Below are 21,817 nucleotides of genomic sequence, written 5' to 3'. Positions count from 1 at the left end.
CGGTCAGCGCGGCGTCGGCTCGGCCTAGGCTTGGGCGGCCTCAAGCGCGGCGGTGACGTCGCCGACCAAATCATCGCCATCCTCAATCCCCACAGACAGGCGGATTAGTCCGTCCGTCACACCCAGTTCCAACTTGACTTCATCGGTGAAGGAAGAATGGGTCGTGGTTGCTGGATGGGTGGCCAAGCTCTTGGAATCCCCAAGATTATTCGAGATGTCCACGATTCTGAGGGCATTGAGGAAGGCAAAGGCTGCCTGTTTGCCGCCGCGCAACTCAAACGCCAACAAAGTTCCCCCGCGCTTCATCTGCCGCTTGGCAAGGTCATATTGGGGATGATCACTCCGGTGCGGATAGCGCACTTGGGCGGTCGCAGGATGGGCTGCAATCACATCGGCAAGACGGGCGGCATTGGCGCTGGCCCGTTCCACCCGCATGGAGAGCGTCTCAAGGCCTTTAAGAACATTCCATGCCACAAAGGGCGACATGGCAGGTCCTGTATGGCGCAAATAGGGATCGATATGCTCTTCCATGAAGGCCAGCGAACCCAGAATTGCCCCGCCAAGGGTGCGCCCGGACCCGTCCATATGCTTGGTGGTCGAATACACCACCACATCGGCCCCCAATTCAAACGGGCGCTGCAGGATGGGTGAGGCGAAGATATTGTCCACGATCAAGCGCGCGCCACAGGATTTGGCGACGGTGGCGACCGCGGCAATATCGGTCAGATCAAGGGTCGGGTTGGTCGGGCTTTCCAGAAACAGGCTCTTGGTATTGGGCCTGATCGCAGCCTGCCAAGCTGAGATATCGGTGGCATCTACCAAGGTGAACTCGATGCCATAGCGCGGCATGAAGGTTTCAATCACCCAGCGACAGGAGGAAAACAAAGCCTTTCCCGCGACCACATGATCACCGGCCCGCAACGGGGCCAGAAGGGCGGCTGTCACGGCTGCCATGCCGCTGGCGGTCAGGCGGCAGGTTTCAGCACCATCAATAGCAGCCAAGCGCTCTTCCAGCATGCGATTGGTTGGGTTGGCATAGCGGCCATAAAGATAGCCCGGCAATTCGCCTTTGAAGCGGGCCTCAGCCTCTGCCGCAGTGTCATAAACAAAGCCAGAAGTCAGGAAAATGGCTTCGCTGGTCTCTTTGTGTTGTGACCGGGTCAGCCCGCCGCGCACCAAAATCGTATCGGGGCTCAAAGGTGGGTGGTTGGATGCGGGGGTCTCGTCGCTCATGTTAAAAATTCCTCAGGCCTACAAGGGCATGGGCAAAGGCAGTGGCTGAAAAAGGTTGTAGGTCTTCGGCGCGCTCACCGACACCCACAAATCGGATGGGCAATTTGTGCTTTTCACTGACCGCCACCAGCACGCCGCCTTTGGCGGTGCCGTCGAGCTTGGTCATGACAAGACCGGTAATCCCAGCGGCTTGCCGGAAGGCTTCGGTTTGGGAAATGGCGTTTTGGCCCACTGTGGCGTCCAGCACCAACCAGGTCTCATGCGGGGCATCGGGATCGACTTTGCCGATGACGCGGACAACTTTGGCCAGCTCGTTCATCAGTTCGGATTTGTTTTGCAACCGCCCGGCCGTGTCGATCAACAGCACATCAGCCCCTTCGGCTTTGGCGCGGGTCAAAGCGTCAAAAGCCAAGCCCGCCGCATCAGCACCTGTTTCGCGCGCCACCACGGGCACGCCGGCCCGTTCGCCCCAGACTTTCAATTGGTCCACCGCGGCGGCCCGGAACGTGTCGCCCGCTGCCAGCATGACCTTATGGCCAGCTTGGGCCAGATTATGGGCGATCTTGCCAATGGTGGTGGTCTTGCCAGAGCCATTGACCCCAACAAACAGGATGACACGTGGCCCTGATGCCCCCGGTGGGGTCTCAAAGGGCGAGGCACTGGTTTCAAAAGGATGCAAGATATCAGCGATTTCTTGCGCCAATATCTGGCGAATTTCTTCCTCGCTTATGTCTTTGCCAAAGCGGTCGCGCGCCAGATTGGCCCGGATGCGGGCAGCCGCACTGGCCCCCAGATCCGCGGTGATCAGCAATTCTTCAAGCTCATCGAGCGTATCCTGATCGAGCTTGGCCTTGGTAAAGACCGCGGCCACACCTTCTGCCAATCTGGCCGACGAGCGCTGCAGGCCATCGACCAATTTGTCCAGCACATCGGCAGGCTGGGGCTCTGGCTCGGGTGCCGGGGCGGCAATGGCAAAATACTGCCGCACCTGCCCGTCGGCTGCCAATTCCTCAATCGCCAGATCCGCCAAGCCGTCCAAGCGCCCGGCCAGTGGCAGGCCGCCAGCACGGGCTGTGATGAAAACCAGTTCGGCATCGGCTTTGGGATCAGCCAACAAAGTGACACGCACTGCCCCAGCTTCATAGGTGGTGCGGGTGGCGATAACCCCGGTAAAACGCGCCCCTGCCGCTTCCACCAGCGGGCCAATCTCGGCCTCCAATCGTGCCGGGTCATGGGCGGTGGCAATTAGGCAAGCAATGGGGCGGCCGGCGTCAGCGCCTGCTGACACAGAGCCAGACAGAGGGGCTTCAGACACATCTGTTTGTGTTTGGGTTTTCTTTTTGCCCCAGCCAAACATGGCACGTCATCCTGTTGCGCGCGGGCGATCCACATGGGATCAACCCCGATCCTGCCTGTGACTTAGCGGAGGCAAGGGCCGGACGGAAGTCTTTCCCTGCGCTTGGTTGGCGGTTTGTGTCTGCACACATGCCCGCTTCACAGCCCGTCCAAGACAATCTATGACGGGTGCGTCATCCAGTTTTGCGCGCTAGGAGCACAGATATGGTTAGCCGCATCGTCATCGTCGGGGCCGGTCAGGCTGCCGCTCAGGCTGCTGCCAGCTTGCGGGCCGGCGGTTTTGACGGCCAGCTGGTGATGTTGGGCAATGAGGCCTTGCCGCCCTATCAGCGCCCCCCTTTGTCGAAAGCCTATCTGTCGGGTGCGATGGGGTTGGACCGGGTGATCCTGAAGCCGGTTGAGGCCTTGGTGGACGAAAAAGTTGAGCTGTTTTTGAATGATCCTGCCATCAAGCTCGACCGGTCTGCCAAGACCGTGGTCACCCAATCAGGGGCTGTTCATCCCTATGACGCGCTGATCCTTGCCACTGGATCACGTGTGCGGGTGCTGAATGCTCAGGGGGCCGACCTCAAGGGTGTGCATTATTTGCGCGGCATTGCAGATGCTGATGGTTTGGGGGCAGAACTGCAGCCAGGACGTCGTTTGGTTGTGATTGGTGGGGGCTATATTGGCCTCGAAGTGGCTGCCGTTGCGCGCAAGGCCGGTCTTGATGTGACCATTCTGGAAGCAGCACCGCGCGTGTTGGCGCGGGTGGCACCACCGGTGATATCGACCTTTTTTGAAGGCCTGCATGCCGAAGCTGGCGTGCGCATTGTGACCGGGGCCAAGCTTTCAGCCATTGTGGGCGAAGATCACGTCACCGGGGTTCAGCTTGCAGATGGGCAGACCCTGCCTGCCGATGTGGTGCTGGTGGGTATCGGCATTCTGCCTAATTCAGAGCTTGCCCAAGCAGCAGGTCTTGCGGCTGCTGACGGGATTGAAACCGATGCCGATGCCCGCACCTCTGACCCTGCGATTTTCGCCATTGGTGATTGTGCGAGCCGCCCCTTGGTTCACTACGGCCATCGTCGCGGGCGGCTGGAGAGCGTGCATAATGCCCTTGAACAAGCCAAGCTCGCCGCAGCCGCTATTTTGGGCCAGCCGCGTCCGGTGGAAGAAGCGCCTTGGTTCTGGTCGGATCAATATGACATCAAACTGCAGATCGCCGGGCTGTCGGCCGGTGCCACCCAGACCGTGGTGCGCGGCGATCCGTCGCAGAAGAAGTTTGCGGTCTTCCATTTGGATGCCGACAACCGGCTCTTGGCGGTGGATGCAATCAATGCGCCACCTGAATTTATCGTCGCCAAACAAGTGATCGCACGGCATGGACAGCTTGCGCCTGCGCGTTTGGCTGATATGTCTGTGTCGATGAAAGAGATTGGGGCAAGGGGCTGAACCCCGACCCCGACTGTCAGCTCAAAGGGAACTCAACGCGTCATGGCTAAGGTCACTTATATTGAACACAACGGCACCGAGCATGTCATCGACGTGCCTGTCGGCACCACCATTATGGAAGGCGCGGTGAAGAACCGGGTGCCCGGCATTGACGCAGATTGCGGTGGGGCCTGTGCATGTGCCACCTGCCATGTATTCGTTGATGAGGCCTGGATCGCCAAGACGGGCAAGCCTGGCAGCATGGAAGAAAGCATGTTGGACTTTGCCGAAGGCGTGACGCCACTGTCGCGTCTGTCTTGCCAGATTGCCGTGACTGCAGAGCTCGACGGGATCGTCGTCCGACTGCCCGCAGCCCAGCACTAATCCGTACCGGGGTGATGTCCGGACCATTTCATGATTTTGCGCATGGCCACTATGCGCACACACATGGGGCGTTGGGCTGTGATGGCCTCGCCAAATCCGGTGACCTCTCTATAGTTTTCCTCACACTGCGCCGGGCATCGTGGGATGCGCTGTGCCAGCGAAACGGGATATGGACCGCATGATCGGTGTTGTCGTGGTCAGCCACGGATTTTTAGCGCGAGAGCTTATCCTCGCCGCTGAACATGTGGTTGGGCCGCAAACCCATATGCAGGCGATCTGCATTGGCCCGGATGATGACATGCAGACCCGCCGGGATGATATTCTCGATGCGTGCCGAAAGGTTGATACCGGGGCTGGGGTGATAATTCTCACCGATATGTTTGGCGGTACCCCGTCCAATCTGGCCATCTCCATCATGAACCGGGGTGAGTATGAAGTGATTGCCGGGGCCAATCTGCCCATGTTGATCAAACTGGCCGAAGTGCGCGGGCGGGAAAACTTGCCACGTGCGGTGTTTGCAGCCCAAGATGCAGCGCGTAAATATATTGCGGTGGCATCTTCCCTCTTAGCGAGTGGCTGACATGAGTGAGCGTGTGTCGCGGACCATTGAGATCGTCAACAAGCGCGGGCTGCATGCGCGTGCCTCGTCTAAATTCGCGCTTCTGGCTGGTGACTATGCCGATGCCCGGGTGATGGTGGGCCGCGAAGACCAGGAAGTGGACGGTGAAAGCATCATGGACCTGATGATGCTGGCTGCGGGCTTGGGTTCTGAAATCACCGTGTCTGCCGAGGGCCCCCGCGCCGAGGCAGCGCTGGATGCCCTGTGCGAGCTGGTCGCCAATCGGTTTGGTGAGGGTGAATAGGGGGCAAAGGTCCCCAGCCCTTGCTCTTTGTCCCTGTCTCGGCTATAGCCCGCCCTCTTCCGCGCACTCAAAACGCGCGCTCTGAGCCACACGGTCCTGCACAATCCAGCATGCTGGAGGACAAGCAGATGGGGTGGACAGGGTTTCCCCGCCCGATGTGATCGTCCGGCGGGGCGTTTTGCGTTGCGTGATTGCTTGTGGAACCACGCATGTTTGACGCGCTGACAGAAAGATTGACGGGTGTCTTCGATACGCTGACCGGACGGGGCGCGTTGTCGGAGAAAGACGTGGAAACCGCCCTGCGCGAGGTGCGCGTCGCGCTGTTGGAGGCCGATGTTGCCCTGCCCGTGGTCAAGGCCTTTATCGCCAAGGTGAAGGAAGAGGCTGTCGGCGAGCGGGTGATCCGCGCGGTCAAGCCCGGCCAGCAAGTTGTCAAAATCGTTTATGATGCCTTGGTCGATACGCTGGGTGGCAGCGATGGGCCGGTCGATCTGTCGCTGAACCAAGGCCCGCCTGCTGTCATCATGATGGCCGGTCTGCAAGGCTCTGGCAAAACCACCACGACCGCAAAGCTCGCGCTTCGCCTGCGCACCCGCCAGCGCAAGAAAGTGCTTGTGGCGTCGCTCGACGTCCGCCGCCCGGCTGCCATGGAACAATTGGCAGTTCTGGCGACACAGGCTGAAGTCGACAGCCTGCCCATCATTGCCGGGCAATTGCCGGCCGAAATCGCGCGGCGGGCCATCACGGCCGGGCGCTTGGGCGGGTATGATGTGGTGTTCCTCGACACCGCCGGTCGGACCTCGATCGACGAGGACATGATGACCGAGGCGGCTGAGATCGCCCGCATCGCCAATCCAGTCGAAACCCTGCTGGTTGCCGATAGTCTGACAGGTCAGGATGCGGTGGAAACTGCCCGCCGCTTCCATGAGCGTTTGCCACTGACCGGCATTGTGTTGACCCGGGCCGACGGCGATGGCCGTGGCGGGGCCGCCTTGTCCATGCGGGCTGTGACCGGTCTGCCGATCAAATTCTTAGGCATTGGTGAAAAGATTGACGGGCTTGATGCCTTTGATGCCAGCCGGATTGCCGGTCGCATTCTGGGCCAGGGCGATGTCGTCAGTCTGGTTGAACGCGCTGTTGAGAGCGTCAAGCAGGATGAGGCTGAAAAGCTGGCCGCCAAAATGGCCAAGGGTAAGTTTGACCTGGATGATCTGGCCACGCAATTGCGCCAGATTCAGGCCATGGGGGGTCTGGGCGGGGTGATGGGCATGCTGCCGGGTGCCCAAGCTGCCAAGAAGGCCATGGAGTCAGGTGCGGTCAGCGACAAGACCGTCAAGCGCCAAATCGCCATCATCCAATCCATGACCAAGCAAGAGCGGGCCAAGCCCGACGTCCTCAACGCCAGCCGCCGCAAGCGCATCGCCGCCGGTGCCGGGGTTGATGTCTCTGAAGTCAATAAGGTTCTCAAAATGCACCGCTCCATGGCCGATATGGTCAAGGCCATGGGCAAGGGTGGCATGAAAGGTCTGATGGGCAAAATGGGTGGTATGTTCGGTGGCAAAATGCCGCCGATGGACCCCGCCGCCCTGCAACGCCTCGGCCAGAAGGCTGCAGGCACAGGTCAAGGCCTGCCCGGCCTGCCGGGTCAAGGCCCGCAACAAGGTTTGCCCGGCTTGGGCACTACGCAAAATCCCGGTGGCTTTACAGGTCTGCCGGGTCTCCCGTTCGGGAAGAAATAATCCTCACACAGCAACACGAAAAACACTGAAAGGTAAGTCCCATGTCCTTGAAAATCCGTCTGGCCCGTGGTGGTTCCAAGAAGAAGCCTGTCTATCGCATCGTGGTGGCCGAAGCCCGTTCACCCCGCGATGGCCGTTTCCTTGAAAAGATCGGCAGCTACAACCCAACGCTGGCCGACGGCAATCCTGGCCGTCTGGTCATTGATGCCGCTAAGGCGGCTGAGTGGATGAAGAAGGGTGCCCAACCGACGGATCGTGTGGCCCGCTTCCTCGCCGCTGAAGGCGTTGGCACCTGGGTTGCCGGCAATAATCCGAACAAGGGCAAGCCCGGCCAAAAGGCAACCGAGCGTGCGGCTGAAAAGGCCCAAGCGGCTCTGGATGCTGCAGAAGCTGCCGAACAAGCCAAGGCTGAAGAAGCCGCGGCTGAATAAGCCCATTATGAAGCGCCTCGCTGAAACGCTGGGTGCTGTGGTGGCCCGCCGGGAAGCCCCCGGCGGAGCCGCCATTCTATTTTCCGGCCAAGACATTGTGTGGTCGGGGGCTGTTGGTGTTCGTGAAACGCCGGACAAGCCGCTCTTGGTGAGCAGTAAGGCCCGTGTCGCCTCAATCTCGAAAGTTGCGACCGCCTTGACGCTTCTCAAGCTGGTTGAGGCTGACCGGATCGACTTGGATCAGGATATTTCACGCCATCTGGGCTTTGCCCTGCGCCACCCTGCCTTTCCAGACAGCCCGATCACCCCACGCATGATCCTGTGCCATACGGCTGGCATCCGCGACGGCGAGAATTATCGCGGCGTGGTGGGCGAGACTTTGGAAGGCTTTTTCCGGCCCGGTGGGCAGAATTGGAACCAAGGCCGTCATTGGGCTGATCTGCCTCAGCCCTTTGGCTATTTCACCTATTCCAACCTCGCCATGGGCCTTCTGGCGCAGGCCTGTGAACATGCAGGCGGGCAAAGGTTCGACCAACTGGCGCAGAAACTTGTTTTCACGCCCTTGGGTATAAAGTGTGGGTTCAACTGGTCGGGCATTACGGATCAGGCCGCTCAAGAGGCCGCCACGCTCTATCGCCGCCATGTCGATAAAGCAGGCACCGATGGCGATTGGCAGGTGCAGGTCGACGGCGCGCCTGCCGCTTTGCCCCGGCCCAATCTGGCATATGCCCTAGGTCTCGGCCTGCAGGACTATCAGCTTGGCAGCAATGGGCTTTTGTTCTCGCCACAAGGCGGTCTGCGGGCCAGCGTGCAAGACCTCGCCCGGATCGGCATGGCCTTGAGCGGCGTTGTCGGGCTGTTGGAGCCCGCAACCCATGCCCAGCTTCTCAAACCCCATTGGACGTATCGGGAGGCTCATCAGGCCAGCCCCGCCAATGGCGATACGTCAGGTGGGGCGTTCCAAGGTTTTGGCTTGGGCGTGCACCGCTTGATCCCCGGTGATCGCTGTCCGGTGATCGGGCTGACGACTGAGATGATTGGCCATTATGGTGAGGCCTATGGCCTGTTGGCCGGGCTGTGGGTCGATCCAATCTCCACGCGCGGCTTTGCCTGGTTCATCACCGGCAGCCCTTATGACCCCGCCCCTGGAACCCACTCAGGAATCTATCGGGTTGAAGAGGACATGATGCAGGCTGCGGCGGCCGATTTAGGCCTTGTGGCGGCCTGAGTTTGGGTTAGTGTCAGGCCCTTCAAAGGGGTGTGTCATGGTGCTGGGACCCAATTTCAAAGTCATTAATTTTATCCAGACGGTTGATCGCCCACGTGCGGTGGCCTTTTATCGCGATATCGTCGGTCTGCATTTTGTCGCTGACGATCCCTTTGGCAGCGTGTTTGACCAGAATGGCACCGGGCTGCGCATTACCCAGATTGACGGCTACACACCCGCGCCGCACCCGGCACTGGGCTGGCAGGTCAGCGACATTTACGCCAGCATCGCGGCTCTGGCCGGGCGTGGTGTCAGCTTCAAAATCTATGATGGCTTTGGTCAGGATGCGCAGGGCGTGTGGACTGCCCCCGACGGGGCTGCCAAAATCGCGTGGTTTGAGGATCCAGACGGCAATCTTCTCAGCCTCACGCAAGTCATGGCAGCGTGAAACCCCTCTTGGCCTTTGACCGGGCTTTGAGGTAGATCACAGACCATGAACCCAAGTTCGCCCCGCCCGACGACGCTTGCAGATCTTGATGCCCGCGCGCGCGATATTTTTCGCGACATTGTCGAGGCCTATCTGGAAACAGGTGAACCTGTCGGGTCGCGCACCTTGTCCAAGCGCGGCATTGGCCTGTCGCCGGCCTCGATCCGCAATACCATGGCCGATCTGGCCAGTCTGGGCCTTTTGGATGCCCCCCATTTAAGTGCCGGACGGGCGCCGACCCATATGGGATTGCGTCTGTTTGTCGATGGCTTGTTGGAGATTGGCGATCTCGGCCGCGATGAAAAGGCTGAGATTGATGCACGTCTGGCGGCTGCGGGCTCTGATCTGTCAAGCGCGCTGTCAGAAGCCTCGCTCTTGCTGTCGGGGCTCGCTGGAGGGGCAGGTCTTGTCACCACCCCGACGCGGGAAAGCCCGGTCAAACATGTGGAGTTTGTGCTGGTCGGGCCGGGCCAAATCTTGGTTGTCTTGGTGTTTGACGACGGCCAAGTGGAAAATCGATTGGTGCAAATGCCTGTCGGGCTCACCCAATCGCAATTGCAGGAAAGCACCAATTTCCTCAATTATCGCCTGAAGGGCCGCACCCTGTCAGAGGCCTTGAGCCAAGCGGTGGAAGACGCCCGCCATGCCGAGGCGACGCTGGACAAAATGGCCGCCCATTTGATCGAGGCTGGCTTTGCTGAATGGTCGGGTGAAGACCCTCTGGCTGGGCGCAAACTCATCGTGCGGGGGCGGGCCAATCTTCTGGCCGACAGCAAGGCCGCCGGTGATCTGGAGCGCGTGCGGGTGCTGTTTGATGACCTTGAGCGCAAGCGCGACCTCATTCAGGTGCTGGATGCTGCCCGCGAAGCCTCTGCGGTCAAATTGTTCATTGGTGCAGAAAACCCCTTGTTCTCCATGTCAGGTTCGGCTCTTGTCGCGGCCCCTTATATGGACAGCCAGCGCCGGGTGCTGGGCGCACTGGGTGTCATCGGGCCGACGCGCTTGAATTATGCCCGCGTCATCCCAATGGTAGATTACACAGCCAAGGTCGTTGGTCGCCTGATTGAGCGGCGCGGCCTCAACTTAACAGAATGAGACGACACAGATGAGTACACAAACAGGTGCCCCCAATTCTGGTGAAGAACCAGACGTCCAGACCCCAACGGCGGAAAATGACACAGCAGACGCCACCGCTACCACTGCCACTGACCCGGCAGCGGCGCTGGCCGCGGCGCGCGCGCTGGTGGGTGAGGATGCAGCACCCGAAGATATGGGCGGCCTTTTGGTTGAGCGGTTGCAGGCGGCACTGGCTGAAATCGACACCTTGAAAGACGCTGGTCTGCGCGCTTTGGCGGAATCAGAAAATGTCAGGCGGCGCGCGGAACGGGAAAAGTCTGAAGCCCGTCTCTATGCCATCGACAAATTCGCCCGCGACCTTTTGCCGGTGGCGGATAATCTGGGCCGTGCGCTGGCAACTGCGCCCGAGGCGCTTAAAGGCGATGCGGCGTTTGATGGCTTTCTCACCGGCGTTGAAATGACGCTGAAGGAATTATTGACCGCGTTTGAGCGCCATGGCCTCGCCCAAGTCGGGGCCAAGGGCGATAAGTTCGACCCGGCGGTGCATCAGGCCGTGGCGCAGATTCCCTCTGATCAAGCCGCAGGCGATGTCGCCGAGGTCTTCCAGCCGGGCTATGTGCTTGCAGGGCGCACCTTGCGCGCCGCCATGGTGGCAGTCTCGGCCGGCCAACCCGCCGCCGAACCCGCCCCCAGCGATCCCGCTGCCACCTAAGCCGGGTCTTGGCCCACCCAAGTGTGCAATCCCCACCAATGTGGTGGGGGACTCCTTTGCGGGTGTGCGTCATGTGATCCCGGATCGGCTTCGCCGTCCGGGATGACAGCGGTTTATTGATTTGGCCTTTCTACCTAGAACCGCTTTGGTGAAACCTGTGTTTCACCAAAACGGATGGTCAAGTTTGAGCGCGACATCTGGGTCGTCAAGTGCGCAGCTTTGCTGCGTCGCGGTGCGATCGGTTTTCAGAGAAAACCGACACTTGACCACCCAGGCGTCGCAGAAACAATTGAGGTTGCGGTTTGGTGACCAGACTGGGCACCAAAGTGCTTCCAGACAAAAATCTTCTCCAAACGATGTCATCCCCGCCGGAGCGATAGCGCAGAGCGGGGACCTCTATGAGCATGTGCGTCACAAGGTCCCGGATCGGCTTCGCCGTCCGGGATGACACCCATTTATAAATGCAACCAACTCCAAACGACGTCATCCCCGCCGGAGCGATAGCGCAGAGCGGGGACCCCCTCGTGCATGTGCTCCACAAGATCCCGGATCGGCTACGCCGTCCGGGATGACACAAACTCATAAGTAGACTTTGGATTTTGCTTATTTAAAATAGCAAAAAATTCTACCCGGGATATGAGAGATGGGCGCGTCGGGGATAGAGGACAAATACTTCGTATACATCATGACTAATCGTCCGAGAGGGACTTTTTATGTCGGGTTCACAAGCGACCTCATTAAGCGTGTTTGGCAACACCGAACTCACCAGCTCAAGAACAGCTTCACCGACCGATACAATTTGGAACGGCTGGTCTGGGTCGAAAATTATCGTGAAGTCACCGTCGCAATCCAGCGCGAGAAGCGGATCAAGCGTTGGCGGCGCGCGTGGAAGATTGAGTTGGTGGAAAGGAGCAACCCGGATTGGCGCGATTTGTGGGAAGACTTTCGTTTCTAACCATATGTCATCCCCGCCGGAGCGATAGCGGAGAGCGGGGACCTCCATGCGCACGTGCGGCACAAGGTCCCGGATCGGCTTCGCCGTCCGGGATGACACCCATTTATAAATGCAACCAACTCTAAACGATGTCATCCCCGCCGAAGCGAAGCGGAGAGCGGGGACCTGCTTACGCTTTTGCGGCACAAGATCCCGGATCGGCTTCGCCGTCCGGGATGACACCGCTATGTATAATTTAACTTTTTTAACGATGTCATCCCCGCCGGAGCGCAGCGCAGAGCGGGGACCTGCTCGCGCATGTGCACCACAAGGTCCCGGATCGGCTTCGCCGTCCGGGATGACAACGTGGTGTGGGTGGGGGGGGCCATCCCAATCTATCCCACAGCATAGCTTCCCCCGCCATGATAGTGTCATGGCCTTCTCACTTGCCCCCTTTGCCTTTGTGCTGTCCCTGGCCTTGCGGCTGCATAGCCATGTCTTGGCAAAGGATAATTTGTGGGAACGGCCGCACTTTGTGCGCAAGGCGGTGGCGGCCCGTCTGCGGGCGGGTGTGCGGGCGCTTGAGGCCTTCTTGCGCCGGATATTGATCCTGATGGCGCTTGATCTGGAGCATGAATTGATCGCCAAGCCGCAGGTTGAAAACCTGCGCCGCAAGAAGGCGCGCAAGCCTTCTGTTCGCACGCCAGGCTTTCGGGTGTTTCCGGCCCCGTTTCTGCCCCATCCTGACACGCTCGCGCAGCGGTTTGAGGCGCTATCTGCTGCTGTCACAGGCCAAGCCCGGCCCTTTAACTTTGCCCCCGCCCCTGTACCCATCGGCCACTGGTTGCGGCGCTTGGACTTGCTGCAGGCCATCGCAGCCGACCCCGAGGCCAAGGCCAAACGCTTGGCCTACTCCCTCGCCCGCCGCCGTCCCGGCCCCATGCTCGCCCCTGAAGAGCGCCCCCGCATCATGGCCCGACGCGGCCATGAAATCAGCGCCACCTTCGATGCCATGGGTTTTCAGATCACCCAGAAAAGCCGAAGTCGTCCCCCGCCCTTACCCCCGCCGCGCCGCTGGCCAGTACCGATGATCACCTTGTTATAGCTGTGACCCCGCTTTGATGTTCAAGCGGGGCTGGGGGTGTTGGGTTTAGGGCAACACAGGCCGCCACAGCAGGCTTAAACCTGTATTTTCATGATGGGCGGCTGCCTGACGCCTAGATGGCAGTGAAGAAGACAACACCGGAAAAGAAGAGCAAAATCGCAATTGGCGCAAAGAAGATCCCAAACACGCCTGTCAGACCCAATGCAGTGCCAAATCGCAACTGATAGGCCCCTTTCAAATGGACAAATAAATGCACCACATAGGCAATGATCATATAGTCCAGAAGGTCAGCCCAGGCGATCCAATGGGCCAAAATGGCAAAGCAGATGAAGGCCAGGACCAAAAAGGCAGATGCATAGAGGGTAAAGACCACGTGATCATAGAGTCTTGCTTCGCGCTTCCAAGCCAGCAGAAGGCAAATGAAGGGTAGGCTGGCCGGCACAATGAGGATGGCAAAATTCTGTGCGGAGGACGCAAATTTATGGACGAAGACTGCCGGGTCCTTGAGATTGGGTGTCATGCGTTCATTCAGGGCCGGCCACGGTGTGGTTGCCGTAAAGCCATGGGGCGCAAACAAAGTTACGATCTGGGTGACCTTGTCCCAAATCGTCCCATGTTGGCCGGTGGCCATGGCGATCCTAACAAACTTGCGCGCCAGATCGACGCGCTGCTCGACGATGGGGTCGGCTGAGTTATCGGCGACCGCATCGATTTCAAACAGAAGATCTTGTGCGTCTCCGCCCAGCAGGCTCTCACCCTTGTAGGAATAGGACATGCCGAATGGATCACCAGTGCCAACCAGCTTGCCGTCCGGCAAAGCCTGTACGAGAGCCAGACGTTGGCGCGCGCGATCGACGCGTGCCTGATCTGACTGCATGTCCTTGTTGAAGTGCATGAGGCGGTGCTCTGCCGCAGGGGTTTGATCTTGCGCTGTGTTTTTCCTCAATTGCTGCAAGCGCTCGAGGGTCTCTCCCTGCATTTCCAGCGCATCTTGGAGGGAGTCTTCGGCTTCAACCAGCAGCTCTGCCTTGGAATATTGCTTCTGAGCAAAATAGGTCGGCCCCACGAATAGGTTGAAGAAGGTGAAGAGGAAAAAGACCGACGTGATGAAAAGGGTAAAAGGCGGTAAGAGCCCTACCCGCTTGCCATAGACAAAGTCCCGCGTGAGCTTGCCGGGCCGGAAGACCAGACTGACAATGGTGCGCAGCGCGCGGGAGTCGACGTTGATCATGCTGCGCAGGATCGCAATCATCTCCTTGGCAAAGGAGCGGTGGACATCGGCGGCCTGACCACAGCCGTGGCAGTGGCTGCCCATCAGGACCCGCCCGCAATTCTGACAGGTCGCGGGTGGAGCTGTAGCGGGAGTTGATCCAGTCATGTCATGCCTCCCCCGCGACATGGGCAAGCCGAAGGCGCGTGATCAGATCCAAGACCGCGTCACGGCACTGCGGCGGGCAAGCCCAATAATCATATATGCCACCTGCCGCCCGGTTCTGGCCACATATGACCAAAACACCTGTGCCGACCTGCTGTTTGATCAAGCTCGCCAGCCAGCCGACGAAGCCGCTATTGTCGAGACCTTCGGGGAAGTGAAAGCTGAAGATGGTGAAAGCGTCATCTTGCTGGCCGTCGCCGCAGGGCACCAATTGAGACCAGACATGGCCATCGCGTACCAAAGCCAGCGCCTGATGATTGATCCGATGTGCGAACTCGGTATCGGGAAATTCTTCAAATCGGTAGAGCTGCGGCGCGACCCACCATCTGGCCTGAGCCAGTACCATGGCTAAGCGCGCCTGTGTCTGTGCGGGACTTTCCTGACTGACGTGCACCAACATAGCTGTTCCGCGCCTATACTCGCCGGTATCGATAAGGGTTTGTGCCGTCTGAAGCAAGATGCCACAGGGTGGGCTGCCGTCCATCCGCCCCATTGCCACCGAGCCCTTTGGCCGGATAAGCTGGGGATCATTTGGGTGAATGATTGGCATCAGATCGCAAGCGCGACCTTGTTCCGGTCTGAAGGAAAGAGGTTATCCAGACTCGTGCCAGCATCTGTTATGATCATTTTCGCCCATCCCTCCTATCTGCGCTCGCGTGCCAATCGGGCACTGCGGGCAGTGGCAGAGCGGATGGATCACGTCACAATTCATGACCTCTATGAGACTTATGCGGACTTTCTGATTGATGTGGAGGCCGAACAGCGCCTGCTTTTGGACCATGATCACATCGTGCTGATGCATCCTTTCTTCTGGTATTCGGCCCCCCCCTTGATCAAGGAATGGCTGGATGTCGTGCTGGATTATGGCTGGGCCTATGGCGAGGGCGGGACAGCAATGGCGGGCAAAACCTGGACCCAAGCGGTCACCACCGGCAGTGCCGCCCACACTTATGGCCCTGAAGGCTCTAACCGCTTCACGATGGAGGAGCTTTTGCGCCCATTTGAGGCCACGGCCCATTTGTGCCAATGCCGCTGGCAGCCGCCATTTGTGGTCCATTCCAGCCGCCAAATGACACCCGACGCATTAGCCGATGCGGCCCATGATTTCGCCGCCATGCTGGAGGGGCTGATCCATGGCTGAAGCCAATCTTCTGGAATCCGCCTTTGTCTATCTGACGGCGACCGTCGTTTCCGTACCGGTGGCCAAGCGATTGGGATTGGGCTCGGTGCTGGGTTATCTCATCGCTGGGGCCTTGATCGGACCTTATGTGCTCAATCTGGTCGGCGATCCTGAGAATGTTATGCACACCGCTGAATTCGGTGTCGTCATCATGCTGTTCCTCATCGGATTGGAATTGCAGCCGGCCCTGTTGTGGCGTTTGCGGACGGCCATTGTTGGCATGGGTGGCCTGCAAGTCGTGGGAACCGGGGCGATCGCCACAGCCATCGGCATGGCACTGGGCTTGAGCTGGCAAGTGGCTTTGGCCGTCGGGCTTACCTTGTCGCTCTCCTCAACGGCCATCGTCCTGCAATCGCTGCGCGAAAAGGGGATTGCGGGGACTGAGGCGGGGCGCACGACTTTCGCCGTCCTGTTGTTCCAGGACATTGCCATCATCCCGATGCTGGCACTTTTCCCCTTCTTGGCCACATTGCAGGTGGCAGATGGGGCTGCGGCCAAGGCCGGGGCGTTGGCGGGCTATCCCGGCTGGGCGCAGGGCATTGCTGTGGTTCTGGCGGTCGGTGCGATTGTGCTGGCCGGAAGAGTCCTGTTGCGCCCGATGTTCCGCTGGGTGGCCGCCTCAGGCCTGCATGAAATCCTCACCGCTTTTGCCTTGTTGCTGGTCGTTGGGGTGGCATTGTTGATGCAATTTGTCGGTATCAGTCCGGCATTGGGGGCGTTTGTGGCTGGGGTTGTTTTGGCCGACAGTGAGTTCCGCCACCAGATTGAAAGCGATATTGACCCATTTCGGGGCCTTCTTCTGGGCCTGTTTTTCATATCGGTTGGCGCGGGCATCAATTTCGCGCTGCTGGTCGCCCAGCCTTTTCTAATCCTCGGGCTGGTTGTCGGCCTGATCCTTGTCAAAGCAGTGACGCTTTATGTCATCGCGCGCGCCTTTGGCCGCAAAAAGGGGGAAGCCGCCCTGATTGGCTTGGGTCTTGCCCAAGGTGGAGAATTTGCTTTTGTTTTGTTTGCCTTTGCCCAAGGGGCCGGGGTGATCCCTGCCAGCGTGACCGCACCGCTGGTGGTGGCAGTGGCTTTATCCATGGCGCTCACCCCCTTGCTTCTCATGGCGGGCGACTGGGCGATGCGCCGGTTTGAGACCAGCCCCGGCGAAGATCGGGCACCAGAGGTCGAGGAAGGTCATCACGATATCATTGTGGCGGGCTATGGCCGGTTCGGGCAAATCGTCGGCCGTATGTTGTCGACCTATGGCTATAAGATCAGCGTGCTGGATCATGATGCCGACCAGGTTGATGTGCTGCGCGGCTTTGGCCGTAAAGTGAATTATGGCGACGCCACGCGGTTGGATTTGTTGCGTTTGGCCGGTGCCGCTGAGGCGCGCTTGCTGATTGTGGCGATTGATGATGATGAAAAGGCCTTGGAATTGGTCAAGACCGCGCGTGAGGCTTTCCCCAATCTCAAAATCCTTGCCCGCGCCATCGATCGTCGCCACGCCTATCAACTCATGGCTGCCCAGGTGGACGGTCTGGAACGGGAGACATTTGCCGCGGCTGTGCGCTTGGGGGTGAAGTCTCTCAAACTGATGGGCAAGCCCGCCTTTGCGGCTGAGCGGGCCGGGATGATTTTCACCCGCTATGATGAACGCGCGCTTCTCGCCATGTTTGAGGATTGGCAGCGGGTTGAGTTCGCCGATTACCAGCGCATTGTGCGCGACCGTACCGCACTGGAAGAAGAATTGCTGAAACGTGACATGATCGCCTTGGTCGGCAAAAGCGATGGCGATGAGTGGGGCGAAGAGACGTTGGAGCGCGAGGCTTTTGAGCGCCGTCTGGCGGAAAGAGCAAAGCCTGATTGATCCGGGCTGGCGTCCGGCCTAAAGACGCGGAGGTTTCGCTCCGACGGGACTGAATATAGGGATTTTCTCACTGATGCGCGTTACATTGGATTCCATCCGCGCGGCTGCTGCCCGCATTGAAGGCCGTATTATCCGCACGCCACTTCTGATGTCGAAGACGCTGTCGGACATTACCGGGGCCGAGGTGTGGGTGAAGTTCGAGAACTTCCAATTCACCGCCGCCTTTAAAGAGCGCGGTGCCCTCAACAAGTTGTTGCTGTTGACTGAGGCTGAGCGGCGCAATGGCGTGATCGCCATGTCGGCAGGCAATCACGCCCAAGGTGTGGCCTATCATGCGGCGCGCCTCGGTATTCCGGCCACCATTGTCATGCCTTTGGGTACGCCGTTCACCAAAGTAGAGCACACACGCAAACATGGTGCGCGGGTCGTGCTGCACGGGGAAAACCTGTCGGAGGCGACCACTTTTGCCTATCAGCTCAAGGATCGCGAAGGCCTGACCTTCGTCCATCCCTATGATGATGCCGACGTGATTTCAGGCCAAGGCACCATCGGCATCGAAATGCTGGAAGAGGCCCCCCAACTTGAAACCCTGATCGTGCCCATTGGCGGGGGCGGCCTGATCAGCGGCATCGCCGTGGCCGCGCGGGCCATGAAAAACGACATTGAAGTGGTGGGTGTGCAAACCCGCATGTTCCCCTCCATGCATGCAGAGCTTGCCGGGAAAGAACCCGGCCCCTTGTGTGGCGGGCAGACAATTGCTGAAGGCATCGCGGTCAAACAAGCTGGACGATTGGGCTTTGAAATCGTCAAGGAATTGGTGCGCGATGTCGTCCTGGTTGATGAGGATGATCTTGAGCAAGCCATCACATTGTTCTGCAACGTCGAAAAGACGGTCGCAGAGGGCGCAGGTGCTGCAGGTCTGGCGGCCCTTCTGGCCCATCCCCAGCGCTTTAGCGGCAAGAAAGTGGGCATTGTGCTGTGCGGTGGTAACATTGACTCCCGCTTATTGGCCTCGGTGCTGACCCGGGCGCTGGTGCGCGAAAAGCGGATCGTGAGCCTGCGGATCATTGGCGATGACCGGCCAGGTCTGTTGGCTGTGGTTTCCAAGGTGATTGGCGATCTGGGTGGCAATATTCTTGAGGTGGCCCACAACCGCTTGGCATTGGACGTCCCAGCCAAAGGGGCAGAGTTCGATATTCTGATGGAAACACGCGACTCGCGCCATACGCAAGAAATCATCGATGCGTTGGTTGCAGCAGGCTATCCACCCCGCACCATTTGACCCTTATCCTGATCGGAGTTGCCGCCATGGCTTTGCCCGTTCTCACCATTGGCAACAAGAATTATTCCAGCTGGTCGATGCGGCCATGGCTGGCTTTGTCCTGGGCCGGGATTGATTTTGAGGAAAGGATTGTGCCGCTCGGCCCGCGTGGTCTGGGACCCAATCCTGACATTCTGGCAGTGAGTCCATCAGGGACTGTGCCTGTGTTGGAATTGGAAGATGGCTTGCGCATCTGGGATTCGCTGTCGATCTGCGAATGGGCCCATGAGCGTGTCCCCGATGCCGGGCTTTGGCCACATGATGCGGGCTTGCGGGCACAGGCGCGCTCGGCGGTTTGTGAAATGCATGCGGGCTTTGCCGCTTTGCGTCAGGGCCTGCCGATGAATCTGAAGCGTGTGAAGACGGGCCATGTGTGGTCCGAGGCGGTGCAGTTCCAGGTCGCACGCATTGATGCACTTTTGTGTGGCTTGATGGATGCATCAGGTCAGCCGGGTGGGGCGTATGTGCTGGGGCAACGCTCCATTGTGGATGCTTTTTATGCCCCGGTTGCCACAAGGTTCCGCACCTATCAGGTGCCAGTTTCCAGCCGTTTGCAAGCCTGGTGCGAGACCATTTTTGCGGACCCGGACTTTGCGGCTTGGGATCAGGCGGCTCGCATGGAAAGTTGGACGATTGAGGAAACCGACATTGCTTAAGGCAGGCATGTGAAACCGCTGGCGGGAGGTGTGCGTATCACCACTATGATCCAACGTCGCACCCTGCTTTTATCCGCACCCTTCGCCTTTCTGGCCGCCTGTTCTCGCGCCGAGGCTGTCCCGACCGCCAACACGGATGCGGGGATTGCCTCATCTGCGGCGCTGACAGACTTGTTGCCGCGTGAGGGGGAAGCGGTCTGGTTTGGCTTTAAGGGCAGTGTCCGCACCAGTGATTTTGCCCGCGACCTCAAGCCCGCCTCCTTGACCCGCGCGCTTGTTCGTGTGGCCGCTGCGGGGGCAGTGCGGGCCACCACCCATGTGTTTGACCTCTTGCAGATTGAAGGACAGGCCGTCCGAGTGGGGCCATCGGTCACCACGCATTTGCGCTTTGTCGAGGAAGGTGCCGGTGGTCTATGGATGGAGCGCGAGGTCACACACCCAGGCCTGCCCAAGGGTGTGGAATCAGCCCGTCTCGCGGCTTCAGGTGCCCGGGTCATGCTGTTGAGTGGCGCTCAGATTTTCCTCCTCGAGGGCGGTCGCCGACAGGTGCCAGAGCTTTCAACAGCGCTGGCGGCTCAGTTCACCGACTGGCTTGCGGGTTTGAAAACCTAGCTTGCGCCTACATACCATCTGAAGACATGGCCGCGATTGCATCGGCGATGGCCACCGTCTGTTCGGCCATGTCGCGGTGGAGCAGTTCGGTCATTTTTCCGTCGACCTTCAACACGCCTTTGCCCGCATTGGCCGGGTCGTTGAAGGCGGCGATCACGGCCCGCGCATGGGCCACCTCGGCAGCATCGGGCGCAAACACGCGATTGCAAATCTCAATCTGGCTCGGATGGATCAGGGTTTTGCCATCAAAGCCAAACTCCACGCCCTGCCAGCAAATCGCCTCAAAGCCCTCGCTATTGGCAATGTCATTATAGACCCCATCAATGATGGCCAGATGATAGAGGCGGGCGGCGGTGACACTGGCGGCCAAGGCAAAATGGAAGGGCGCGCGGTCGGCGGTCTGGCGCGCGCGTGTCTCTTTGGCCAGATCATTTGTTCCCATCACAAAGCCCGCCAATCGGGTCGATGTGCTGGCCGCTGCGATCTGCGCGATCTCAAGAATGGCGCGTGGGGTCTCGATCATCGCCCATAAGCCCATCAGTGGGGCAGCGCCTAGGGCGTCCATCGCCTCGCTGGCAGTGCGCACCTCATCGGCAGACGAGATTTTCGGAAACAAGATGGCATCAGGTCCGGCATGGACGGCAGCTTCAAGGTCCGCCGCGCCCCAGGGAGAAGTCAGGCTATTGACGCGGATGATGACCTCGCGCTTGCCATAGCCACCCGCCTTGACGGCTTGGACGACGGCGTCGCGCGCCTCGCTCTTGGCATCAGGTGCAACAGCATCCTCCAGGTCGAGGATGACAGCATCTGCGGCCAGGCTCTTGGCCTTTTCCAATGCCTTGCTATTGGCACCGGGCATGTAAAGGACGCTTCGACGGGGACGGGCCTGAGCTGCGGTCATAATAAGCCTTTCGCGGTCTGATCTGGCTCTTCTAGCCACAGGCGGGCCGGTGGCGTAAAGGGTCTGGCATGTCTTTGCTGCTCATATTGGGATCACATGTTGCAGGAAGCCGGGTCGGGGGTACCTTGGCCAGTCTGACATTGGCCGTCAGTCCTTATCAGATCGATCCGGTCCATGTGCCGACCACACTTTTGGGCCGCCATCCCGGTTGGGGTCCACCCGGTGGCGGGCCGGTGCCGGCCGATGTGTTCGCGGGCATGCTGGAAGGCATTGCTGCCAACGGCCTTTTTGCTTTGGTCGATGCTGTGCTGACCGATTATTTGGCAAGCCCGGAACAGATTAGTGTGGCGGCCCGCGCCATCGATTCGGTCAAGGCCGCCAATCCGCGTGCGATTGTGTTGGTGGATCCAGTGATGGGTGATGCGCCAGGCGGCCTGTATGTTGCCCCCGATGTTGCCGAGGCGCTGATGACACATTTGGTGCCGCGCGCCGATTATCTTACGCCCAATTTGTGGGAGCTGGGATATCTGACCGGCACCTCGCCCCTTGGGCTTGATGCCATCGCGCAGGCTGCAGCCAGTCTGGGAAAACCCGGTCTTGTTTCATCGGTCATGGTGGACGATCAGATCGGTGGCCTGTTCGTGGACGGGGCAAGCCGTTGGCTGGCCACGCACCCGTGTTTGGATCATCCGCCAAAGGGGACTGGCGACCTGATGGCGACATTGTTTCTCGGCTATCTGCTGCAGGCAAGACCGGCCCCTGACGCCATGGCGGCGGCCTTGGCTGGGGTTTCTTATGTGGTGGCTTGTGCCCAGGCTTGGCGTGCTCCTGAACTGCCGATCATTGCAGCAGGACCTCAGGCTTGGACTGCAAAGCCTTTAGCCTTGACCCAGCTAAGCTGATCAGGCCAGAT

At 59.5% G+C, this 21,817-nt stretch carries 23 protein-coding genes; 18 read left to right on the top strand and 5 right to left on the bottom strand.

Annotated elements, in window-relative coordinates:
* Nucleotides 1-24: 24 nt before the first annotated feature.
* Together metZ and ftsY are read right to left on the bottom strand one after the other, a co-directional pair.
* Nucleotides 25-1,233, bottom strand: a complete 1,209-nt coding sequence (gene metZ, locus PbB2_RS07710; RefSeq protein WP_108984737.1) for an O-succinylhomoserine sulfhydrylase — start codon at nucleotides 1,231-1,233, stop codon at nucleotides 25-27.
* A 1-nt stretch (nucleotide 1,234) separates the two neighbouring features.
* Entirely contained in the window at nucleotides 1,235-2,590 is a 1,356-nt protein-coding gene (gene ftsY, locus PbB2_RS07705; protein ID WP_108984736.1) for a signal recognition particle-docking protein FtsY, read from the bottom strand.
* 203 nt (nucleotides 2,591-2,793) lie between these two features.
* On the opposite strand from ftsY, the gene PbB2_RS07700 reads away from it, so the two are divergent.
* From PbB2_RS07700 to PbB2_RS07645, 12 genes are all read left to right on the top strand, one after another.
* The gene (locus tag PbB2_RS07700; RefSeq protein ID WP_108984735.1) at nucleotides 2,794-4,023 is read left to right on the top strand and encodes an NAD(P)/FAD-dependent oxidoreductase; all 1,230 of its coding nucleotides are present in this window, start codon (nucleotides 2,794-2,796) and stop codon (nucleotides 4,021-4,023) included.
* A 42-nt stretch (nucleotides 4,024-4,065) separates the two neighbouring features.
* On the top strand, nucleotides 4,066-4,386 hold the full coding sequence (locus tag PbB2_RS07695; protein WP_108984734.1) for a 2Fe-2S iron-sulfur cluster-binding protein: 321 nt from the start codon (nucleotides 4,066-4,068) through the stop codon (nucleotides 4,384-4,386).
* Between the two features lie 178 nt (nucleotides 4,387-4,564).
* Entirely contained in the window at nucleotides 4,565-4,966 is a 402-nt protein-coding gene (locus PbB2_RS07690) for a PTS sugar transporter subunit IIA (RefSeq protein ID WP_108984896.1), read from the top strand.
* A gap of 1 nt (nucleotide 4,967) precedes the next feature.
* Nucleotides 4,968-5,249, top strand: coding sequence for an HPr family phosphocarrier protein (locus PbB2_RS07685; protein WP_108984733.1), 282 nt, complete (start codon nucleotides 4,968-4,970; stop codon nucleotides 5,247-5,249).
* A 209-nt stretch (nucleotides 5,250-5,458) separates the two neighbouring features.
* Complete coding sequence (ffh, locus tag PbB2_RS07680) at nucleotides 5,459-6,988, top strand: signal recognition particle protein (protein WP_108984732.1); 1,530 nt, start codon at nucleotides 5,459-5,461, stop codon at nucleotides 6,986-6,988.
* Between the two features lie 41 nt (nucleotides 6,989-7,029).
* A complete protein-coding gene (gene rpsP / locus PbB2_RS07675) occupies nucleotides 7,030-7,419 on the top strand; it encodes a 30S ribosomal protein S16 (protein WP_108984731.1) in 390 nt (129 codons plus the stop codon).
* Between the two features lie 7 nt (nucleotides 7,420-7,426).
* Nucleotides 7,427-8,647, top strand: a complete 1,221-nt coding sequence (locus tag PbB2_RS07670) for a serine hydrolase domain-containing protein (RefSeq protein WP_192576230.1) — start codon at nucleotides 7,427-7,429, stop codon at nucleotides 8,645-8,647.
* A gap of 37 nt (nucleotides 8,648-8,684) precedes the next feature.
* Entirely contained in the window at nucleotides 8,685-9,074 is a 390-nt protein-coding gene (locus PbB2_RS07665) for a VOC family protein (RefSeq protein ID WP_108984729.1), read from the top strand.
* Between the two features lie 45 nt (nucleotides 9,075-9,119).
* A complete protein-coding gene (gene hrcA, locus PbB2_RS07660; RefSeq protein WP_108984728.1) occupies nucleotides 9,120-10,208 on the top strand; it encodes a heat-inducible transcriptional repressor HrcA in 1,089 nt (362 codons plus the stop codon).
* A gap of 10 nt (nucleotides 10,209-10,218) precedes the next feature.
* A complete protein-coding gene (locus PbB2_RS07655) occupies nucleotides 10,219-10,902 on the top strand; it encodes a nucleotide exchange factor GrpE (RefSeq protein WP_238164912.1) in 684 nt (227 codons plus the stop codon).
* Between the two features lie 643 nt (nucleotides 10,903-11,545).
* Nucleotides 11,546-11,857, top strand: coding sequence for a GIY-YIG nuclease family protein (locus tag PbB2_RS07650; protein WP_108984727.1), 312 nt, complete (start codon nucleotides 11,546-11,548; stop codon nucleotides 11,855-11,857).
* Between the two features lie 412 nt (nucleotides 11,858-12,269).
* Nucleotides 12,270-12,941 (top strand): hypothetical protein, encoded by a 672-nt coding sequence (locus PbB2_RS07645; RefSeq protein ID WP_108984726.1) that lies wholly within the window; start codon nucleotides 12,270-12,272, stop codon nucleotides 12,939-12,941.
* Between the two features lie 112 nt (nucleotides 12,942-13,053).
* Here the strand turns inward: PbB2_RS07645 and PbB2_RS07640 are convergent, their stop codons facing one another.
* On the bottom strand, nucleotides 13,054-14,319 hold the full coding sequence (locus tag PbB2_RS07640) for a DUF3667 domain-containing protein (RefSeq protein WP_192576229.1): 1,266 nt from the start codon (nucleotides 14,317-14,319) through the stop codon (nucleotides 13,054-13,056).
* Between the two features lies 1 nt (nucleotide 14,320).
* Nucleotides 14,321-14,926: a DUF6196 family protein gene (locus PbB2_RS16060; RefSeq protein WP_192576228.1), complete on the bottom strand. Its 606-nt coding sequence runs from the start codon at nucleotides 14,924-14,926 to the stop codon at nucleotides 14,321-14,323.
* A gap of 69 nt (nucleotides 14,927-14,995) precedes the next feature.
* Between PbB2_RS16060 and PbB2_RS07630 the strand changes: the two genes are divergently transcribed.
* The 5 genes from PbB2_RS07630 (at nucleotide 14,996) to PbB2_RS07610 (ending at nucleotide 20,003) form a co-directional block, all read left to right on the top strand.
* The gene (locus tag PbB2_RS07630) at nucleotides 14,996-15,517 is read left to right on the top strand and encodes an NAD(P)H-dependent oxidoreductase (RefSeq protein WP_108984724.1); all 522 of its coding nucleotides are present in this window, start codon (nucleotides 14,996-14,998) and stop codon (nucleotides 15,515-15,517) included.
* Nucleotides 15,510-17,414 (top strand): monovalent cation:proton antiporter-2 (CPA2) family protein, encoded by a 1,905-nt coding sequence (locus PbB2_RS07625; protein WP_108984723.1) that lies wholly within the window; start codon nucleotides 15,510-15,512, stop codon nucleotides 17,412-17,414. The genes PbB2_RS07630 and PbB2_RS07625 overlap by 8 nt, the downstream gene beginning before the upstream one ends.
* Before the next feature lie 73 nt (nucleotides 17,415-17,487).
* Entirely contained in the window at nucleotides 17,488-18,696 is a 1,209-nt protein-coding gene (locus PbB2_RS07620) for a threonine ammonia-lyase (protein ID WP_108984722.1), read from the top strand.
* A gap of 26 nt (nucleotides 18,697-18,722) precedes the next feature.
* Nucleotides 18,723-19,391: a glutathione S-transferase family protein gene (locus PbB2_RS07615; protein WP_108984721.1), complete on the top strand. Its 669-nt coding sequence runs from the start codon at nucleotides 18,723-18,725 to the stop codon at nucleotides 19,389-19,391.
* Between the two features lie 30 nt (nucleotides 19,392-19,421).
* Nucleotides 19,422-20,003, top strand: coding sequence for a hypothetical protein (locus tag PbB2_RS07610; protein ID WP_133245754.1), 582 nt, complete (start codon nucleotides 19,422-19,424; stop codon nucleotides 20,001-20,003).
* A 7-nt stretch (nucleotides 20,004-20,010) separates the two neighbouring features.
* Here the strand turns inward: PbB2_RS07610 and PbB2_RS07605 are convergent, their stop codons facing one another.
* Complete coding sequence (locus PbB2_RS07605; RefSeq protein WP_108984719.1) at nucleotides 20,011-20,904, bottom strand: HpcH/HpaI aldolase/citrate lyase family protein; 894 nt, start codon at nucleotides 20,902-20,904, stop codon at nucleotides 20,011-20,013.
* A gap of 68 nt (nucleotides 20,905-20,972) precedes the next feature.
* Here PbB2_RS07605 and PbB2_RS07600 point away from each other — a divergent pair, with 68 nt between their 5' ends.
* Nucleotides 20,973-21,806: a bifunctional hydroxymethylpyrimidine kinase/phosphomethylpyrimidine kinase gene (locus PbB2_RS07600; RefSeq protein ID WP_108984718.1), complete on the top strand. Its 834-nt coding sequence runs from the start codon at nucleotides 20,973-20,975 to the stop codon at nucleotides 21,804-21,806.
* The last annotated feature ends 11 nt before the right edge of the window (nucleotides 21,807-21,817 follow it).

The organism is Candidatus Phycosocius bacilliformis (assembly GCF_003112735.1).
Lineage (GTDB): Bacteria > Pseudomonadota > Alphaproteobacteria > Caulobacterales > Aquidulcibacteraceae > Aquidulcibacter > Aquidulcibacter bacilliformis.
This window is presented reverse-complemented; position numbering and strand designations above follow the sequence as displayed.

Coding starts and splice junctions, on each gene's coding strand:
- metZ (WP_108984737.1), bottom strand. CDS start 1,233: ATGAGCGACGAGACCCCCGCATCCAACCACCCACCTTTGAGCCCCGAT.
- ftsY (WP_108984736.1), bottom strand. CDS start 2,590: ATGTTTGGCTGGGGCAAAAAGAAAACCCAAACACAAACAGATGTGTCT.
- PbB2_RS07700 (WP_108984735.1), top strand. CDS start 2,794: ATGGTTAGCCGCATCGTCATCGTCGGGGCCGGTCAGGCTGCCGCTCAG.
- PbB2_RS07695 (WP_108984734.1), top strand. CDS start 4,066: ATGGCTAAGGTCACTTATATTGAACACAACGGCACCGAGCATGTCATC.
- PbB2_RS07690 (WP_108984896.1), top strand. CDS start 4,565: ATGATCGGTGTTGTCGTGGTCAGCCACGGATTTTTAGCGCGAGAGCTT.
- PbB2_RS07685 (WP_108984733.1), top strand. CDS start 4,968: ATGAGTGAGCGTGTGTCGCGGACCATTGAGATCGTCAACAAGCGCGGG.
- ffh (WP_108984732.1), top strand. CDS start 5,459: ATGTTTGACGCGCTGACAGAAAGATTGACGGGTGTCTTCGATACGCTG.
- rpsP (WP_108984731.1), top strand. CDS start 7,030: ATGTCCTTGAAAATCCGTCTGGCCCGTGGTGGTTCCAAGAAGAAGCCT.
- PbB2_RS07670 (WP_192576230.1), top strand. CDS start 7,427: ATGAAGCGCCTCGCTGAAACGCTGGGTGCTGTGGTGGCCCGCCGGGAA.
- PbB2_RS07665 (WP_108984729.1), top strand. CDS start 8,685: ATGGTGCTGGGACCCAATTTCAAAGTCATTAATTTTATCCAGACGGTT.
- hrcA (WP_108984728.1), top strand. CDS start 9,120: ATGAACCCAAGTTCGCCCCGCCCGACGACGCTTGCAGATCTTGATGCC.
- PbB2_RS07655 (WP_238164912.1), top strand. CDS start 10,219: ATGAGTACACAAACAGGTGCCCCCAATTCTGGTGAAGAACCAGACGTC.
- PbB2_RS07650 (WP_108984727.1), top strand. CDS start 11,546: ATGGGCGCGTCGGGGATAGAGGACAAATACTTCGTATACATCATGACT.
- PbB2_RS07645 (WP_108984726.1), top strand. CDS start 12,270: ATGGCCTTCTCACTTGCCCCCTTTGCCTTTGTGCTGTCCCTGGCCTTG.
- PbB2_RS07640 (WP_192576229.1), bottom strand. CDS start 14,319: ATGACTGGATCAACTCCCGCTACAGCTCCACCCGCGACCTGTCAGAAT.
- PbB2_RS16060 (WP_192576228.1), bottom strand. CDS start 14,926: ATGCCAATCATTCACCCAAATGATCCCCAGCTTATCCGGCCAAAGGGC.
- PbB2_RS07630 (WP_108984724.1), top strand. CDS start 14,996: ATGATCATTTTCGCCCATCCCTCCTATCTGCGCTCGCGTGCCAATCGG.
- PbB2_RS07625 (WP_108984723.1), top strand. CDS start 15,510: ATGGCTGAAGCCAATCTTCTGGAATCCGCCTTTGTCTATCTGACGGCG.
- PbB2_RS07620 (WP_108984722.1), top strand. CDS start 17,488: ATGCGCGTTACATTGGATTCCATCCGCGCGGCTGCTGCCCGCATTGAA.
- PbB2_RS07615 (WP_108984721.1), top strand. CDS start 18,723: ATGGCTTTGCCCGTTCTCACCATTGGCAACAAGAATTATTCCAGCTGG.
- PbB2_RS07605 (WP_108984719.1), bottom strand. CDS start 20,904: ATGACCGCAGCTCAGGCCCGTCCCCGTCGAAGCGTCCTTTACATGCCC.
- PbB2_RS07600 (WP_108984718.1), top strand. CDS start 20,973: ATGTCTTTGCTGCTCATATTGGGATCACATGTTGCAGGAAGCCGGGTC.